The following is a 17,921-nucleotide window of genomic DNA, read 5'->3' as shown; positions in this document are numbered from 1 at the left end:
GCTTAGTGATAGAGTCAAATAGCTATACCAAATTACTTAACATCGCATCCTCATATTCAACGAGCTCTTTGTTATTTGCTATCTTATTAATATAATCTGGATTTGCAATAAACGGGCGACCAATAGCAATTAAATCAAACTGATTGTCGTTTATGGCTGTTTTAGCAGATTCAAAGCTATAACTTCCCACCCCAACGAGTGTGCCGGAAAAACTAGCACGTAAATATTCTGAGGTTGTTTTGTCTTCTAAACTGGCAAAGCGCATGCTGTCGTCAAAAATACCTCCATGTAAATAAGCCAACTTTCGTGTGTTTAATTGCGTTATTAAGTAATCAAAAACCGCTTTGTCACGATTATCTTCTTGCATATTAAAATACGCACCCGGAGATAAGCGCAGTGCTGTTTTATCTGCTCCAATTGCGTCTATAACTGCATCAACCACCTCAAGTGCAAAACGCGACATATTTTCTGGGGTTTGGCCGTATTCATCATCGCGCTGATTAGACGCATAATGTAAAAACTGGTCAATTAAATAACCATTAGCACCGTGTATCTCCACACCATCGAAACCGGCTTCAATCGCATTTTCAGCCGCTTTTGCATAATCAGCCACTAGGCCTTTAATATCTTCAATAGTCGCCGCTTTTGGTGTTTGATAAGTCAGCTCGCGCATTCTGGGTACTGACCCTTCGATGCCAATGGCTGACGGCGCGAGTACTTCGCCATCAAAAAAGTGAGGATGTGCGACACGGCCAACATGCCAAAGTTGGGCAAACATTTTACCGCCATTTGCATGTACGGCATCGGTTACTTTTTTCCAGCCTTGAATTTGTTCACTGCTAAATAAGCCTGGTACGTTAGGATAACCTTGTGCATCAGGACGAATAATAGTCGCTTCACTAATAATTAAACCAGCATCAGCACGACGAGCGTAATAATCTACCATAGCTTGTGTTGGTACTAAGTTGTCATCGCTCATGCAGCGGGTTAAGGGCGCCATTAATACACGGTTTTGCAGCTCAATGCTGTTATTAAGTTTAAACGGTTTGAGTAAATCTGTGGCCATTGTAATAAATCCTTATCTTGAGTGTATATTCAAGATAAGGATGGTTAGCTTATTATTCAAGGGTAATTTTGAATATTTGTTCAAGATTAAGTAAACTAGAACATTAAGCCCTTCTTACACTATTTGCTATAGAGATAATTAATGAGAGTAGCTGAATTTGACCGTGAATACGTATTACGTCAAGCCATGCTTGCATTTACACAATTTGGTTATGCTAAAACCAGCATGCAAAAGCTCACCCAAGTTACCGCATTACACCCCGGCTCTTTGTACGCTGCATTTAAAAATAAGAAAGGTATTTTTTTAGCCGCAATTGAACAATATCAAACAGATAGAAACCAACAATTTACGGCTCTATTTTGCGATCACAAACCTGTACTGCCAAGCTTGCGCAACTATATAGACTCTGTGGTGGCTGAATGTTTAAGCGGTAATAGTATGAAAGTATGCCTGCTAACTAAAAGCATCAGTGAAGTAGAAGGACAAGACGAGCAAATTAGTAAAGTATTAAGTGCAAATTTAAATGCCTATGAAAATGCCCTTGCCAAGCAGTTTGCTCGCGCTATAGATCAGCAAGAGATAAACACCACACGCTCGGCCAAACAACTCGCACGATTTTTAGCTATGGGCCTATATGGTCTGCGTACATATGCATTAACCAACAGCAATATTGAAGACATAAATCAGCTAGCAAATGATTTATATACATCAATTACGAATTAATTTTAAAGCAATCGATAATCTGTCATATTAGTCAATATACTAAAGTAAGACGATAGCCAATCAAAAGTGAGCCTCTATATGAATAATGCAACAGCGAGTGCAACTGAAAAGTTCGAAACAATCCTTGGATTAGGAGCAAAGAAACGACTGGCATTTATGTTCGAAACCGTCCAAGAATACAAACAAGTATGGATATTAAACGACGATGACGGCTGCGTTATGCTGGCAAATGAAGATGATGACTGCGTACCCGTGTGGCCTGAGCGCATTTACGCTGAAGCGTGGGCAACCGGCGAATGGGAAAACTGCACAGCGAAGGCCATTCCTGTGAAAGACTGGCAAAGCCGTTGGACTCCAGGCCTAGAGCAAGACGACTTACTCATTGCCGCTTTTCCAACAGAAGAAGACGACGGCACAATCTTATTCCCTGATGAATTTGACTCACAATTAAGAGCGACAAAGAAACGCTATTAATTTTAATAACGTAAAAAGCAAAAAAGCGACCTAAGGTCGCTTTTTTTGAATTTGAATGGCGGTGACGGAGAGATTCGAACTCTCGAAAGGTTGCCCTTTACACACTTTCCAGGCGTGCTCCTTCAGCCACTCGGACACGTCACCGCAAGCGTTATTTTATAACGCGGCGTAATAGTATGAAATAGCGCACAATGGTGCAAGGTGTTTTTCAGCATTGTATTTCAATTGCTTAGTATATACACAAAAAAGGCCGTTAATCTTTAAATTAACGGCCTTTCGCAATAACGTTTGAGATATTAACGCTGTAATGATGCTGAGAAATCAAGCATACGATTAAGCGACTTGAGTGCACCTTCACGAAGGTCCATGTCAACAAACACTTCTTTACCACTTGCATCGAGTAATGCTTCCTCAATGGCTTTGAGGCCGTTCATTGCCATCCACGGGCAATGCGCACAACTTTTACATGTTGCGCCTTCACCTGCCGTTGGTGCTGCTACAAACTCTTTATCTGGGCATAGCTGCTGCATTTTATAAAAAATACCGCGGTCGGTGGCCACAATAAACTTTTGGTTATCCATTGTTTGCGCCGCTTTGATCAACTGACTGGTTGAGCCTACAGCATCAGCTAACGCGACTATTTCAGCGGGTGACTCAGGGTGAACCAATACGCCAGCATCAGGATACAGTGCTTTCATATCTTTAAGCGCTTTGGTTTTAAACTCATCATGTACAATACACGCGCCATCCCACATGATCATATCAGCGCCAGTGTTCTTCTGAATGTAAGCGCCAAGGTGTTTATCAGGGCCCCAGATGATCTTTTCGCCCATTTCATCTAGATGCTCAACTATTTCAAGTGCGCATGATGAAGTAACAATCCAATCAGCACGTGCTTTAACGGCTGTTGAAGTATTGGCGTATACAACCACTTTACGATCAGGGTGCTCGTCACAAAACGCCGAGAACTCATCAATTGGACAGCCAATATCAAGCGAGCATGTTGCTTCAAGCGTTGGCATGACGACGGTTTTATTTGGCGTTAAAATTTTAGCTGTTTCACCCATAAAGCGAACACCAGCAACAATGATCATATCTGCATCATGTTTTGCGCCAAAACGCGCCATTTCTAATGAATCGGCGACACAGCCGCCGGTTTCTTCAGCAAGTGCTTGAATTTCAGGATCAGTATAATAATGGGCAACAAGTACCGCATTTTTATCAATTAATAGTTGTTTTATACGTGCCTTATACTGCGCTTGCTCATCAACATTCAATGGAGCTGGCTTAGGAGGAAAGATGTATCCTTCAGGCATAATAGTTTGAGCTAAACTCATTTCTCGACCACTTAAATCTACAGTGCATTTATGGGGCGAATTATACGAGAATATAAAGCTAAATAACAGTAGTGGTTACGAACTCAAAGGGAATAAAATATAAAAAGAAAGGAATACCAAGAATGGTGGGTCATGATGGACTTGAACCATCGACCAATGGATTAAAAGTCCACTGCTCTACCAACTGAGCTAATGACCCGCTCTTGTGCTACTGATTGAAATAGCTGCTGCGTGAATCCGCCGATTTAACCATTCAATGTTAAAAAGAATGGTGGGTCATGATGGACTTGAACCATCGACCAATGGATTAAAAGTCCACTGCTCTACCAACTGAGCTAATGACCCGCTCTTGTACTACTGATTGAAGTAGCTGCTGCGTGAATCCGCCGATTTAACCATTCAACTCTTAACATAAAGCCAAGCAAAGAATGGTGGGTCATGATGGACTTGAACCATCGACCAATGGATTAAAAGTCCACTGCTCTACCAACTGAGCTAATGACCCGCTCTGGTTGTGCAATCTGCACTGCGTGAATCCGCCGATGTGACCATTCAACTCTTAGCATAAAGCCAAGCAAAGAATGGTGGGTCATGATGGACTTGAACCATCGACCAATGGATTAAAAGTCCACTGCTCTACCAACTGAGCTAATGACCCGCTCTGGTTGTGCAATCTGCACTGCGTATATCCGCCGATGTGACCATTCAACTCTTAACATAAAGCCAAGCAAAGAATGGTGGGTCATGATGGACTTGAACCATCGACCAATGGATTAAAAGTCCACTGCTCTACCAACTGAGCTAATGACCCGCTCTGATTGTGCAATCTGTACTGCGTAAATCCGCCGATTTGATACCACTCAACTCTTAGCATAAAGCCAAGCAAAGAATGGTGGGTCATGATGGACTTGAACCATCGACCAATGGATTAAAAGTCCACTGCTCTACCAACTGAGCTAATGACCCGCTCTGATTGTGCAATCTGCACTGCGTAAATCCGCCGATTGATACCATTCAACTTTTAGCATAAAGCCAAGCAAAGAATGGTGGGTCATGATGGACTTGAACCATCGACCAATGGATTAAAAGTCCACTGCTCTACCAACTGAGCTAATGACCCGCTCTGACGTTACAACTAAATGTAACTAGACAATACGTAAATCCGCCGATAAAAGACCATTAAATTGTTAACATAAAGCCAACTTTAAAATGGTGGGTCATGATGGACTTGAACCATCGACCAATGGATTAAAAGTCCACTGCTCTACCAACTGAGCTAATGACCCGCTCTTTTTGCCGCAATTTGAGTGGTTGAACCATTCGTTTGCTGCGGGCGCTTATAATACTTATTTAAAAAATGAGTGCAACAGAAAATGTCTCTTTTTTTAAGTTTTTATGTCTAGTTGACCAATTTTAGACCGCTTATGACAAAAAGCAGTCTAATCAAGCTCATTCTACATTTTTGCTAGGCGTTCTGTGGCCAATTTTGCAGCAGTGGTACTTGGGTATTGGTTGATCAGTTCGTTCAAGGTTTTTGTTGCTTGATCTGCTAATCCTTGTTCTTGTAACAAAGTACCTAATTTTAACATCGCATCAGGACGCTTGTTTGAATTAGGAAATTCGTTAACAACTACCCTAAAATGTTCAGAGGCTTTCACCGAATCATTTTTGATTGTCAGTAATTGCCCTAACCAATAATGCGCATTAGAGGCATACACTGATTCTGGGTACGTCGTTAAGAACGTTTGAAATTCAGGAATAGCTTGATCGTAACGCTTATCCTTCATTATTAATGCCACTGCACGCTCATAAGCTTCGTTCTCTGATAAGTCAGAGCTTATTGTTTGTGATGCCGCTTGCTCGGTATAATCGGGCTGAGCGCTTTGGCTAGGTTGTGAGTAAGCTTGGCTAACACGGTTTTCAATTTCTTGATAAAGCTCGCGTTGGCGTTGAAGTACTTTTTCAAGCTTATAGCTTTGTTCTTCGGTAATACCGCGAACTTGGCTAACTTCATCTTGAAGTACATTTAGCTGTTGCTGTAATTCAACTTGTAATAAGTTTCGTGACTGCATCATATTCTCTAATGCAGCTAGGCGTTTTTCAATGCTTGATTGTGAACTTGCAGCTTCTGAAACAGGAGCGGGAGCAGCCCAAACTTGGGTGCTCCCGCTCAATATCATGGCTGCCAAAATAATTTTCGGCTTCATAATGTCTCTAATCTTAGTAAACTAGTACCGCACGGCGGTTTTTAGCGAAAGCTGATTCAGTACGTGACTTAACCATTGGCTTCTCTTCACCATAGCTCACAACTGACATTTGGCTAGCTGAAACACCTAAACTTTGTAAGTATTTTTCAACTGCTTGACCACGGTGCTCACCAAGTGCAATGTTATACTCTGGTGTGCCACGCTCATCTGCATGACCTTCAATAAGTACTTTAACTGATGGGTTTTGTACTAAGAACTCCGCGTGTGCGCGTAAAAGCTCGCCGTACTGACCTTGAATAGTCGCTTTATCAAAATCAAAGTAAATTACTTGCTCTTGACGAAGCGCTTCATATTTCTCACGAAGCTCTTCTTGTGCTTGCTGTTCAGGAGTTAATGTTGCTACTTCTACAGTATCGTTTTGCGTAGTTTGTTCAACAGTTCCTTGGTTTGATTGGTTTGCAGCACCTTCATCGATATCTGATGATGAGCTACAAGCCGCTAGAGTAATAACTGGCACAGCGATTAACAGGCCTTTAAGTATTTTATTAAGTTGCATGAGTAGATTCCTATATTGAGTAAACTAGCAATTATTACTGCAAGTATGGCGACCAAGCTGGTGCCTTTACTTGTCCGTTTAGCACAGGTAAGCGTGCCTTAAAGCGACCGTCCATTGATACCAGCGCCAGTACCTGTTTATTATTATGAAGCGTGCTATAGATAATCATTGAGCCATTTGGTGCTATGCTCGGTGATTCATCCAAACGCGTTCGTGTTAATACTTGAAACGCGCCACTAGCCAGCTCTTTCTTAGCAAGATGGTACTGTCCGTTAGTTCGGTTAACCATCACTAATTCTTTACCGTCTGGAGTAATTGAACCTGCAAGGTTCATGTCACCATCGAATGTCATTCTTTGTGACCTACCAGTTTGTAAATTTAACTTATAAATCTGAGCATTACCACCCCTTTCAGAGGTAAAGAGGATTTCTTGACCATTAGGATGCCAAGATGGCTCGGTATCTATGCTACGGTGATTTGTAAGACGCGTTTCTTTACGCGTTTGCATATCTAACATATACACTTCAGTGGCACCGTTTCTATCTTTAGATAATACTAATAATAGCTTTGTACCATCAGGTGAAAATTGTGGTGCTCCATTGATGCCTTCATGGCTGGTTATCAGCTCACGTTTACCTGAGTATAAATCTTGGATAAAAATTTGGCTTTGGCGATTTTCAAACGTTACATAAGCAAGCTTAGTTCCATCAGGAGACCAAGCAGGTGACATAAGCGGTTCTTTTGAACGTAATAGCACTTGCTCGTTAAAACCATCGTAGTCAGCAACCACTAGTTGATATGGCTTAGGCTCATCATCACGCACGATTACATAGGCAATTTTAGTTAAAAATGCACCTCGTTCGCCAGTTAGCTTTTCATAAACAACATCACTTATACGATGAGCGTACCGTCTAAAACCCGTTTCAGAAATCACACTTTCACGTGCTTCTTGTACGTGATCTTGGCTTTTGATAAGTTTGCCGTTACTCATCATTTGAGTTTCGCCACCCGTGATTTGGCCACGAATAACATCAACAAGTTCATAACTCACTAAATAACGGCCATCAGTTTGTTGCTCGACATTACCAACTAATATGGCTTCAACACCCAAATTGACCCATGCTGAGTAATCAATATCACTGTCTTTACTCGGTAATTGTGGCATATCATTTATGCTAATAGGCTTAAATTTACCGCTGCGCATTAAGTCAGCGGCAATTACTTCACTGAGTTTTTGCGGTATTGGGCCCACACCATTGTATTGAAAAGGCACGATAGCAATGGGGCGTGCACCATCGATCCCTTCTGTAATGACAATTTCAAGTGCAGCATTAGCTACACTTGTAAAGCCAATAACTAAAATTAAACAAACTGCTTTTAACTGGTTGAACATACCATTCCTTTAAAATTGTGGCTTAATTGTTAAGTTAATATTTTTTAATTGCTCAAATACATCTTTATCTTTCGATACGGGCAACGTGTCTGCCATGCGAACGGCTCGAAGTGCAGCTTCGCACACTAATTTATCACCTCCTAACGATTTGACCTGAGTCACTAGGCCATTAAAACCTAAACGTATATTAACTCGACACTGTTGATTTTTCATTTTCTCATCAATCAATAGGTTTTGCTGAATACGGGCCATTATCAAGGCTTTATATTTATCAACTTCTGAAACGACCTGCTGCTGACGTACTTTATTACGTGCCGCCTGCTCTTTCGCTAATTGCTCTTGCAACATTTGCTCTTGCAAGGCTTTTTGTCGTGCTTGCTCAGCAGCTTCAGCACGTTTTTTAGCCTCTAACTCTTGACGCTTTCGCTCTTCTTCTGCTTTTTTAAGGGCATCTTCTTCAGCTTTGCGTTTATCGGCAGCTGCTTTTGCTGCTTGTTCAGCTTCTTGTTTTTGCTTTTCGGCTTGCTGCGCTTTAGCACGCTCTTTTTGCTCTATTTCACGCGCTTTTTTAGCCTGAGCTTGTGCTTGTGCGGTTTCTTTTTCTTTTGCTCTGCGTTCTTGCTCTAACTTTTTGATCCGTCTTGATTCTGCTTCACGCTGCTTACGAGCATCAGACGCTCGACGCTCTAAATCACGAATACGCTTATCTTCAGCGCGTTTTTTTTCATTTTCTTTACGCTTTAGCTCTGCTACTTTTTGCTCAACCATTTTTTGATCAACAGTTACCGCAGCCACAGCGTTTTCAACCTCAGGCATAGCTTTAGAGTTTAATGTCACTTCTAACACTTTTGGACTTGGCGTATGAAAATTTGCCGTACCAAACAACACACCTATAATTGCAAGATGTAATAATACTGACTTTATTACTGAAGCACCCATATTAACCTTTACTTCCTTCAAATGACTCAGTCATCAAACCAACTGAAGGTACACCCGCATTCTTTAAGAAATCCATTAATAGTAGAACTTCTTGATAAGATACTTTACCTGAACCTTTAATCATCACTGGTGTTTCTGGTTTTTTCATTAATTGTAGTTTAATAACCGCAGCAACATCGAGTGCTTCCATTGGCTCTTCTGGATCAGTGCCAATACTTACATAATACTTACCCGCTGAGTCAATTGACGCAATAATAGGGGGTGTATCTTTTGTATCAACTAAATCAGACTCTTCCATTTTAGGCAAATCAACTTTAACACCATGAGTAATTAAAGGTGCTGTTGCCATAAATATAATCAGTAGTACCAGCATTACGTCGATGTAAGGAACTACGTTTATCTCTGCAACAGGACGACGCTTCTTACGCTGATACATTCGCTTTTGCCTCTATTTGTGTAGCTGCTTGACGGTGTAGGATATTTGCAAACTCTTCGGTAAAGTTAATGTAATGAGATTCAAGTTTTTCAACACTATTTGCAAAGCGGTTATAAGCTATAACGGCAGGAATAGCGGCAAATAAACCCATGGCCGTTGCAATCAAGGCTTCGGCAATCCCTGGGGCTACCATTTGTAGTGTTGCCTGCTTAACTTCACCAAGTGCGATAAAAGCATTCATAATACCCCACACTGTACCAAACAAACCTATATATGGGCTGATTGAACCTACGGTTGCCAAAAAAGATAAACTTGATTCTAATTTTTCAATTTCACGTGATAAAGCAACACGCATCGAACGATGGGTACCTTCCATAACAATGCTGGCACTTTGAAATGAGGTTTTCTTATGACGAGCAAATTCTTTGAAACCTGCTACAAATAACGCTTCAATACCAGTAGCACTGCTGCGTGACGAAATTTCATTGTAGAGCTTACTTAAATCGATACCAGACCAAAACTTTTGCTCAAATCGCTTTGCATTTAACAGCGCATCTGAAATAGCTTTTTTACGTTGAAAAATAATAGCCCATGACATAATAGACATGCCAACTAACGCTAACATCACTAATTGTACCAATACACTTGCTTCGAGGATTAAATCTACAAAATTAATTCCTGATCCCACAATAAACTCCCAATTCAATTTCTTGTTAAAGTCGTACTTTTTATAAAGTGCGACTATGACCAATAATATAGCCAATAGTTCAGGCTAGTGTATCCACTGCGCAGTGAACTGACAACGCTGTTGCTACGAATTAGCAGCAAAAAACGGTGAAAACCCAACTGAGTGCCTCTTTATTGTGCAACCGACATAAAATAATAGATTACAGTTAAAACAACAATATTATATAACAACAGACTATTCGATTATTTATATCAAAAAACCGATAAAAACCCCTGCTTTATTCATTATCCGTGCATAAACAATCAAAAACCAACAAAGAACTAAGACTAGCCAAAAATAAACTAATCTATAACAATAAAACACAAAGCATTAAAAACCTTAAATAACATAGCGATAAATAACCTTCATGAATTTATTGAGCGAAAATAAAACAAATTAAAAAATTTTGATATTACTTTTTTTAATCTGAAAATAAAATTTTTCTAGTTTGAACAAGACATCGCTTTTACGTATTATTCACTCATACCGAGCTAGCGCAGTAATAGCTAACACTATTAAGCCCAGTTCTTCGTAATATGATTCTGATTTTTCGTATTACACCGCTTAAAGCACTCATGATAAAACATGATTTAATTAAGCTGTATACTCTGGATTACTTCCTTCAACTTGTTGTTTGCCCGCATGCTTATGCGGGTTTTTTTTTGCCCACAGAAAACTCGCTCCTGCAAATTTTGGTTCATAAGATAGAGGTTTCTAGCTTAACAACATGTGAATTTTTAATGGTGAGTTTTAATTATCATCTTAGGTTTGTATAGATGACAATCAGTTGGTCAAGTACCAAACAAAAGTTACAGTAAATACAGCTCTACTGACGTAAAGCTGTATTATAAAATCAATCTTTTTTGGGGAGTAACCCAAAATGGTGATAAGCATTATCGGATACTATACGCCCTCGTGGGGTTCGTTGAATAAACCCTTGCTGGATTAAGAATGGCTCAATAACATCTTCAATCGTTTCTTTTTCTTCACCAATGGCAGCTGCAAGATTATCCAGACCAACCGGTCCGCCCATAAATTTTTCAATAATGGCGAGTAAGTATTTACGATCCATGTAATCAAAACCGCTTTTATCAACATCAATCATATTAAGGGCCAGCTCTGCAACTTCCGCGTTTACAGTACCGTCTGATTTAACTTGTGTGTAATCGCGTACACGTCGTAATAACCGATTAGCAATACGAGGAGTGCCACGGGAGCGTTTAGCAATTTCAGTTGCACCGTCATCACACATTTCTAAATTTAAATAATGTGCAGAGCGCCCAACAATCGTTGATAAGTCAGCAATTGAATAAAACTCTAACCGTTGCACAATACCGAATCTATCGCGTAGTGGTGACGTTAAAGAGCCTGCACGCGTTGTTGCACCTATTAATGTAAATGCTGGTAAATCCAATTTTATTGAACGCGCTGCTGGTCCTTCACCAATCATTAAATCAAGTTGGTAATCTTCCATCGCGGGATAGAGAATTTCTTCAACTTGTGGGCTTAATCGGTGTATTTCATCAATAAACAACACATCACCTTCTTCAAGGTTAGTTAATAACGCCGCTAAGTCCCCTGCTTTTTCAAGTACAGGGCCAGAGGTGGTTTTAATATTTACATTTAGCTCATTGGCTACAATATTAGCTAACGTTGTTTTACCCAGCCCAGGAGGACCAAATATTAATAAATGATCGAGTGCTTCACTACGACTACGTGCCGCCTCAATAAATATTTCCATTTGCTGTTTAACATGAGGCTGACCAGTGTAATCTGCCAGTAATTTTGGCCTTATGGCACGATCAACAACATCTTCGTTACTTTGCTCGCTTGCGTCTATGAGACGATCCGCTTCAATCATGGTTTACTCACAACATTGATTTTAGAGATTCTTTAATCAGATTCTCTGTAGACATACCCGGTTTACCAACAGCTTTAACTGTTTTTTGTGCTTGAGCTAGTTTATAGCCTAAAGAAACGAGTGCAGATACCGCATCGTCTGCTGCATTATTTGCGACCAGCGTATCGTTTGCAACCGGTTCAATAACTGCATTATCGCTAAATGGTGTGAATAAGTCATTACCCCAGTCTTTTAGCCTGTCTTTCATTTCAAGAACCAGGCGTTCTGCGGTTTTTTTACCAACTCCAGGTAGTTTTACTAGGCTGGTTGCATCTTCATTGTTTACACAACTGACAAACTGTTGCGCCGACATACCGGATAAAATTGCAAGCCCAAGCTTTGGTCCTACCCCATTTGCTTTTAATAGTTCACGAAATAACGCTCGCTCTATTTTATTATTAAAACCAAATAATAATTGTGCATCTTCTCGTACCACAAAATGGGTATATATAACGGCATTTTCACCAACATTCGGTAAATCATAAAAACAGGTCATCGGCATGTTTACTTCATACCCGACACCGCTGACTTCAATGAGTATTTCTGGCGCTTGTTTTTCAACTAACACACCATTTAAGCGACCGATCATATTTATTTCCTTAATCTTCCTCTAACGGTTTTTGAAGCACTACCCGCTAGTTTTATTAAATTTTGTTCAGAGTGTGCATGGCAGATTGCGATGGCAAGCGCATCTGCAGCATCAGCTTGAGGAGTACCTGGCAACTTTAAAATATTTTTAACCATTTGCTGTACTTGGGACTTGTCAGCCCCGCCGTGCCCAACTACAGCTTGCTTTATCTGCCTAGCTGAATACTCAAACACAGGTAGCTCAGCCATTGATGCCCCCACAATGGCAGCCCCTCTGGCTTGACCAAGCTTTAGCGCTGAGTCTGGATTATGGGCCATAAATACTTTTTCAATTGCAAACGTAGTTGGCGAAAACTGCTCGATAAGCTGGCTAACACCTTGGTAAATCATTTTTAATCGAATAGGAAACTCGTGTTCAGCTAATTTGATACAACCACTGCCTAAGTAGTTAAATTTAGCGCCTTGGTGTTCAATGACACCATACCCCGTTAAACGAGAGCCGGGATCGATCCCTAAAATAATAGCCAAACGCTACCCTACACCTATTAATCGTTAATATGGCAATAATGCCAGAGCACTGTATAAATTACCAGTGCTCTGTTAATTTTAAATAAATCAAAAAAATACCCGCTAATGCGGGCATTTAAAAAATCAACTCGAAAGCTTATTTATAGACTTAAGCCAATGAACGCAATAACCCTTGTGTATTTTTGCGCATAGTTCGGGCAATCATTAAATAACCTAACGCAGCTACAAATACACCGCCAGCGATAGGACCAATTAACCAAATATGCGGGTGTAATTTACCTGCTAGTTCAAACATTTCTCTTTGTACAATAAATAATGCTAAGTCACTGATAAGCGCTGCAACAAACCCAGCAGTAGCACCAAGCAGTAAAAACTCATACAAAGTGGCATTTTTTATTAAACGGCCTTTAGCGCCCAATGTCCGCAAAATCACAATTTCTTGCATCCGTTCACCAAGGCTTGCCTGCACTTGAGAAATAAGAACCAAAGCACCGCATAACACAACAATCGCTAATACAAAGCCTATTGCCAGCGATACTTGCGAAATGGTAGAACGAATTTGCTTAACAAAGCTATCAACATCAATCGCATTAATTGTTGGGTATGTACGTAAAAGCTCACTAAAATCTTGTTTTTGCTCTGCTTCAATACGTACTGACGATATATACGTTGCAGGAAAATCGGCTAAAACATCTGGGCTTAAAATAATAAAGAAATTAGGCTTTAATGTCGCCCAGTTTACTTTGCGTACACTGGTTACTTTCGCGTCAAACGACTGTGCGCCAATTAAAAACGTTAACGTGTCTCCGAGTTTAATATCAAGCCTATCAAGCATCGATTGTTCAACTGATGCCTCAGCAGTCGCACCATCAGCAAACCACTGCCCATCAATAATTTCATTATGGGCCGGCGGTGTTGCAAGCCAAGTTAAATTAAGCTCACGGCCAATACCAGAGCGAGCTTCTTCATCTTTTTTCTCGTTGTCTTCAAGTGAGACTTCGCGGGCAACAAGCTCGCCATTTACCGCATTAACACGGCCACGTATTGTGGGGTAAAACTCTGAAACAAGAATATCTTTTTGTGCCAAAAAGGTATTGACTTCAGGCAATTCAGTTTCAGTTATATTGACTAAAAAAGCATTTGGCGCATCACTGGGAAGTTGTGATTCCCAATCTGAGATCATGTCATTCTTAAGTACAATTAAAAACAAAAGCAATTTGATTGCCAATGAAAAACTAATCAACTGCACAGCATTGGCATTCGCCCGCTTTTGAATAGACGCTATCGCTAACGACCAACTATTACCTGGGCGCAAGCCAAGTTTACGACCGCCACCAAAAATTAATCGCGACAAGCCAAATAATAAACCAATCAGTACAAGAGTAGAGATAAATAAAATTGCGGTGATTTTTAAATTATTACTAAACAACCACATTAATAAAAACACTGTAACGCCAGACATCGCTAAATGTATTTTACTTACTAATAGCTTATCACCTAAGTTACGGCGCAGTACTCTCAATGGCGGTATATCGAATAGGTCAAGTAGCGGTTTGATAGAAAACATTACCGCACAAATCACACCGGTGCTAATAGCCACAAGCCATGGCTTTATACCTGCAGCGGGTAACGTGTTATTCATTGATTTTGCAAGGTAATCTGTGGCTATTTCTTGTAAACCAAACCCAATTAGTAAACCTACAGCGACTGAGAAAAAACACACCATTGATAAATGCAGTAAATAGATTTTTCGAATCGTAGTGCGGCTACCACCAAGGGTTTTCATCATAGCTACTGGGTCATATTGACGTTCACAATAACGTTTCGCCGACACGGCAATCGCCACAGCTGCTAAAATGATTCCTAACAAACCCGCTAATAACAAAAAGCTCTCTGCACGGTTTAAGCTATTAGCAATAGGCGATTGTCTGTCTTTTACCCCATACCACTGTTGGTTTTCTTGCATTTGCGGCTTTAGCCAGGTGTAAAAATCGCTAATATCTCCTTCGTCACCGGCATAAAGTTGGCGATAATACACCCGACTACCCGGCTGGATAACTTGCGTCTTTGCTATATCTGTTTCGTTGAGTAGTACGCGTCGGCTACTTGAAAATATATTAAAAGGCGCATCAGGCTCTTCGACTAATACTTTTTCGATAGTAAATTGCGCAGCGCCCAACTCAACTGTATCGCCCACTTTGACGTTTAAAGCATAAAAAACAGACTCGCTAAACCAAACGTTACCAACACTTGGCCCATTTGTTGCAATTTCTACGTCGCCTGTCAAAGATGATTTAATTTTTAACTCACCCTTTAAAGGGTAGTGCTCGGACACTGCTTTAACGGAACTTAATTGCATTTCATCATTAGCAAAAAGCATAGTGTCAAAGTAAGTTAGTTTGGCCGTTTTTAAATTATAGCTATCGGCCTCAGATAAATAATTATCAGGTAATGCATGACTACTTGCCAGTACACGGTCTGCAGCGATAAAGGCACTGCTCTTTTGTGCAATACTTTGGCCTATTCGATCAGTTACCATTGATAAAGTTAAAACGGTTAAAACAGCCAATGAAATAGCTGCGCAGATCACCGTTAGCTCGCCGCGACGAAATTCACGGCTAAACAATTTTAATGCTAATTTAGCCCACATTCGCCACATCCTCACTCGTATCTTTTACCAGCTTACCCGCTTCGATCTGCAAAATGTGCTGACATTTTTGGGCGAGCGCTTCATCATGAGTCACTAAAATAAGCGTCGTACCGTGGGATTGGTTTAGATCAAACAATAAAGATTCAATCATTTTACCATTTTTACTGTCTAGATTTGCCGATGGCTCATCAGCAAATAAAATCTTAGGCGTGCCGATAAATGCACGGGCAATCGCAACACGTTGCTGCTCCCCTCCAGATAGTTGCGACGGATAGTGCTCTACACGATGACTCAAACCCACTTTTTCAAGTAGCTCAAGCGCCTGTTGCTTTGCATTTTGCTCCCCTGCAAGCTCAGCAGGTAGCATCACATTCTCAAGCGCAGTTAAGCTTTGCACTAACATAAAAGACTGAAATACAAAACCAACTTTAGAAGCTCTTAGTGCGGCACGGGCTTCTTCGTCTAATGAATGCAGTGGTTCGCCATCCAAAAAGATTTCACCTTCGCTAGATTGGTCAAGCCCTGCCAGTAAACTCAATAATGTTGATTTACCTGAGCCAGACGTACCAACAACCGCAACTGAATCGCCAGACTTGACATTAAAGCTGATGTCACTGAGGATGGGCAAATCCCCTTCAAGGGTTGATACCGTTTTAGAAAGACCATTAACCTGAATAATATTTAATTGAGATAGCGCTGACATATGATGCATTCAATCCTACGTTTTATATTCGTTTTACTGTTAGTAATCAAACCACTTACTGCAGCAGCTGACAACACAATTTTAATTTTAGGAGACAGTTTAAGTGCCGCCTACGGGTTAAAACAAGAGCAAGGCTGGGTTAAATTGTTACAAGATAAATACGACGCCGAGCAAGCAAATGTACAGCTTATAAATGCCAGCATTAGCGGGGAAACCACCGGCGGCGCTCTACGTCGTTTAGAAGGCCTACTAAATGAATTCAGCCCTAGCCATGTACTTATTGAACTTGGCGGCAATGACGGCCTGCGTGGCTTCCCGATTAAAAAGCTGCAAGACAATTTGACGTCTCTCGTGCAAACCAGTAAACAAACCGATGCACAAGTGGCGATTATGGAGATACATATTCCTCCTAACTATGGACCACGTTACACAGGTATGTTCACTGAAAGCTTTACAAAAATCGCAGATGAAACAAACAGCTACTTGATGCCTTTTTTCGTACTTAAAGTAGCAACAGATAACAGTTTGATGCAGAACGATAATATACACCCTAACAAAACAGCCCAACCAATACTACGAGATGAGATGTATAAATCGATCAATGATTGGTTAGATGACTAATATTTTATTAGAGCTAAGTGATTTTTTCACTTAGCTCGCTCAATAAACGTTCAAACAAACAAAAGCTTATTGATTTTTCAAAATAATTACGTATATTGCTCGTGTAGTCGGTATGTGGCGCAGCTTGGTAGCGCACTGTCATGGGGTGGCAGGGGTCGAGAGTTCGAATCTCTCCATACCGACCATCACTTCCCCCTTTAATATCATGCGCTTACATTAAAATTAAAGCTAACTTCTAAAAAACCATTTGTACTAGATTTGTATTATATTTGTATTATTAATTTTCAAAATGACTTTTAGTTTAAATTTTAGGTTTGAGAATTACTAATGCCCTCTATTACAACTAATCTAATTTATCTCAAATTATCAACACAACTTGCACATGACGAATCTTAAGAGCCCACTAGTTTTTTACGCTTTCAATATAAGCAAGAAACAATCTTCCAGCCTTAAATGCGAAATGGCGAGACCGAAGTCTGATGAACTATAGACTGCAACGGTAAAAGCGCTTTGATACTCCAACCAACCCCAAATCACCTTGTTGATCAATTTGAAGCTTAAAAAGTTTGAGCAACCTATCACAGTCACCGATAAAGAAATTAACTATTTGCAGCGTTACGGTATCAGTGGTGGTAAAAAATGGTCTGATTCATTTTCTAAGGCCTCTAACCGCACCCGATTCTTTTCAACTGGTGCATACGACCTGAGGCACAGCTATGCTCAAGAAAGAACGGTTGAGCTTAATGCGTTAGGTTTTAAATATAAAACGGCCTTAGAGACCATTTCGCAAGAGATGGGGCATTTTAGACCTGAAATAACTGAAGTTTATTTGCGTTAAATATAAAAGCTACCGTGGAGATAGCTTTAATTTCAAGTCTTATCTATTTCTTTGAAGATTTACTAGGTTTTAACCCTGAGGTGTTCCCTGGAGTATTTTTATTATCACGTCTACGTTTATCAGGTTTGCCAGTTGAATCAGCAATTGGTTTCGGTCCAGGTTTAAGAGCCATAATCGTTATCCTTTCAATTAAGAGGAAGTCCCTCACTTATAAGTGTAGCTTAAACAAATATTT

At 40.4% G+C, this 17,921-nt stretch carries 17 protein-coding genes and 10 tRNA genes; 5 read left to right on the top strand and 22 right to left on the bottom strand.

The window, feature by feature from the left end; all coding sequences use genetic code 11:
* Window positions 1-22: 22 nt before the first annotated feature.
* Window positions 23-1,066, bottom strand: a complete 1,044-nt coding sequence (locus tag QMA12_RS02995) for an alkene reductase (RefSeq protein ID WP_290208559.1) — start codon at window positions 1,064-1,066, stop codon at window positions 23-25.
* A gap of 141 nt (window positions 1,067-1,207) precedes the next feature.
* Between QMA12_RS02995 and QMA12_RS02990 the strand changes: the two genes are divergently transcribed.
* Together QMA12_RS02990 and QMA12_RS02985 are read left to right on the top strand one after the other, a co-directional pair.
* Window positions 1,208-1,789 (top strand): TetR/AcrR family transcriptional regulator, encoded by a 582-nt coding sequence (locus QMA12_RS02990; RefSeq protein WP_290208560.1) that lies wholly within the window; start codon window positions 1,208-1,210, stop codon window positions 1,787-1,789.
* Window positions 1,790-1,867: 78 nt separating this feature from the next.
* Window positions 1,868-2,263, top strand: coding sequence for a DUF2750 domain-containing protein (locus tag QMA12_RS02985; protein WP_290208561.1), 396 nt, complete (start codon window positions 1,868-1,870; stop codon window positions 2,261-2,263).
* 56 nt (window positions 2,264-2,319) lie between these two features.
* On the opposite strand, the gene QMA12_RS02980 is transcribed toward QMA12_RS02985, so the two are convergent.
* From QMA12_RS02980 to QMA12_RS02880, 21 genes are all read right to left on the bottom strand, one after another.
* Window positions 2,320-2,407: transfer RNA gene (locus QMA12_RS02980), tRNA-Ser, on the bottom strand.
* Between the two features lie 152 nt (window positions 2,408-2,559).
* Complete coding sequence (gene nadA, locus QMA12_RS02975) at window positions 2,560-3,600, bottom strand: quinolinate synthase NadA (protein WP_290208562.1); 1,041 nt, start codon at window positions 3,598-3,600, stop codon at window positions 2,560-2,562.
* A 123-nt stretch (window positions 3,601-3,723) separates the two neighbouring features.
* Window positions 3,724-3,799 (bottom strand) — tRNA-Lys (locus QMA12_RS02970).
* Window positions 3,800-3,869: 70 nt separating this feature from the next.
* Window positions 3,870-3,945, bottom strand: a tRNA-Lys gene (locus QMA12_RS02965).
* A gap of 84 nt (window positions 3,946-4,029) precedes the next feature.
* Window positions 4,030-4,105: transfer RNA gene (locus QMA12_RS02960), tRNA-Lys, on the bottom strand.
* Between the two features lie 77 nt (window positions 4,106-4,182).
* Window positions 4,183-4,258: transfer RNA gene (locus tag QMA12_RS02955), tRNA-Lys, on the bottom strand.
* 77 nt (window positions 4,259-4,335) lie between these two features.
* Window positions 4,336-4,411, bottom strand: a tRNA-Lys gene (locus QMA12_RS02950).
* Window positions 4,412-4,490: 79 nt separating this feature from the next.
* Window positions 4,491-4,566 (bottom strand) — tRNA-Lys (locus tag QMA12_RS02945).
* A gap of 78 nt (window positions 4,567-4,644) precedes the next feature.
* A tRNA-Lys gene (locus tag QMA12_RS02940) sits at window positions 4,645-4,720 on the bottom strand.
* Between the two features lie 90 nt (window positions 4,721-4,810).
* Window positions 4,811-4,886, bottom strand: a tRNA-Lys gene (locus QMA12_RS02935).
* 168 nt (window positions 4,887-5,054) lie between these two features.
* Window positions 5,055-5,807, bottom strand: a complete 753-nt coding sequence (gene ybgF, locus QMA12_RS02930; RefSeq protein WP_087534443.1) for a tol-pal system protein YbgF — start codon at window positions 5,805-5,807, stop codon at window positions 5,055-5,057.
* Window positions 5,808-5,820: 13 nt separating this feature from the next.
* Window positions 5,821-6,363: a peptidoglycan-associated lipoprotein Pal gene (pal, locus tag QMA12_RS02925; protein WP_087534444.1), complete on the bottom strand. Its 543-nt coding sequence runs from the start codon at window positions 6,361-6,363 to the stop codon at window positions 5,821-5,823.
* Between the two features lie 34 nt (window positions 6,364-6,397).
* Window positions 6,398-7,756: a Tol-Pal system beta propeller repeat protein TolB gene (gene tolB / locus QMA12_RS02920; RefSeq protein ID WP_087534445.1), complete on the bottom strand. Its 1,359-nt coding sequence runs from the start codon at window positions 7,754-7,756 to the stop codon at window positions 6,398-6,400.
* A 9-nt stretch (window positions 7,757-7,765) separates the two neighbouring features.
* Window positions 7,766-8,695, bottom strand: a complete 930-nt coding sequence (gene tolA / locus QMA12_RS02915) for a cell envelope integrity protein TolA (protein ID WP_087534446.1) — start codon at window positions 8,693-8,695, stop codon at window positions 7,766-7,768.
* Window position 8,696: 1 nt separating this feature from the next.
* Window positions 8,697-9,131, bottom strand: a complete 435-nt coding sequence (tolR, locus tag QMA12_RS02910; protein WP_290208563.1) for a protein TolR — start codon at window positions 9,129-9,131, stop codon at window positions 8,697-8,699.
* Entirely contained in the window at window positions 9,118-9,819 is a 702-nt protein-coding gene (tolQ, locus tag QMA12_RS02905) for a protein TolQ (RefSeq protein ID WP_087534448.1), read from the bottom strand. The genes tolR and tolQ overlap by 14 nt, the downstream gene beginning before the upstream one ends.
* Before the next feature lie 892 nt (window positions 9,820-10,711).
* Window positions 10,712-11,719 (bottom strand): Holliday junction branch migration DNA helicase RuvB, encoded by a 1,008-nt coding sequence (gene ruvB, locus QMA12_RS02900; RefSeq protein ID WP_087534449.1) that lies wholly within the window; start codon window positions 11,717-11,719, stop codon window positions 10,712-10,714.
* 7 nt (window positions 11,720-11,726) lie between these two features.
* Entirely contained in the window at window positions 11,727-12,347 is a 621-nt protein-coding gene (gene ruvA, locus QMA12_RS02895) for a Holliday junction branch migration protein RuvA (RefSeq protein ID WP_290208564.1), read from the bottom strand.
* A gap of 2 nt (window positions 12,348-12,349) precedes the next feature.
* Window positions 12,350-12,874, bottom strand: coding sequence for a crossover junction endodeoxyribonuclease RuvC (gene ruvC, locus QMA12_RS02890; RefSeq protein ID WP_290208565.1), 525 nt, complete (start codon window positions 12,872-12,874; stop codon window positions 12,350-12,352).
* Between the two features lie 148 nt (window positions 12,875-13,022).
* Window positions 13,023-15,524 carry an FtsX-like permease family protein gene (locus QMA12_RS02885; protein ID WP_290208566.1) on the bottom strand — a complete coding sequence of 834 codons (2,502 nt, stop codon included), beginning with the start codon at window positions 15,522-15,524 and terminating at the stop codon, window positions 13,023-13,025.
* The gene (locus tag QMA12_RS02880) at window positions 15,514-16,227 is read right to left on the bottom strand and encodes an ABC transporter ATP-binding protein (protein ID WP_087534453.1); all 714 of its coding nucleotides are present in this window, start codon (window positions 16,225-16,227) and stop codon (window positions 15,514-15,516) included. Before QMA12_RS02880 ends, QMA12_RS02885 begins: the two co-directional genes overlap by 11 nt.
* Between QMA12_RS02880 and QMA12_RS02875 the strand changes: the two genes are divergently transcribed.
* From QMA12_RS02875 to QMA12_RS02865, 3 genes are all read left to right on the top strand, one after another.
* Window positions 16,228-16,848, top strand: a complete 621-nt coding sequence (locus QMA12_RS02875; RefSeq protein ID WP_290208567.1) for an arylesterase — start codon at window positions 16,228-16,230, stop codon at window positions 16,846-16,848. It abuts the gene before it with no gap.
* Between the two features lie 108 nt (window positions 16,849-16,956).
* Window positions 16,957-17,033 (top strand) — tRNA-Pro (locus QMA12_RS02870).
* Window positions 17,034-17,398: 365 nt separating this feature from the next.
* A complete protein-coding gene (locus QMA12_RS02865) occupies window positions 17,399-17,686 on the top strand; it encodes a hypothetical protein (RefSeq protein ID WP_290208568.1) in 288 nt (95 codons plus the stop codon).
* Window positions 17,687-17,921: the final 235 nt, after the last annotated feature.

The organism is Pseudoalteromonas sp. APC 3893 (assembly GCF_030408095.1).
Classification (GTDB): Bacteria; Pseudomonadota; Gammaproteobacteria; order Enterobacterales; family Alteromonadaceae; genus Pseudoalteromonas.
This window is presented reverse-complemented; position numbering and strand designations above follow the sequence as displayed.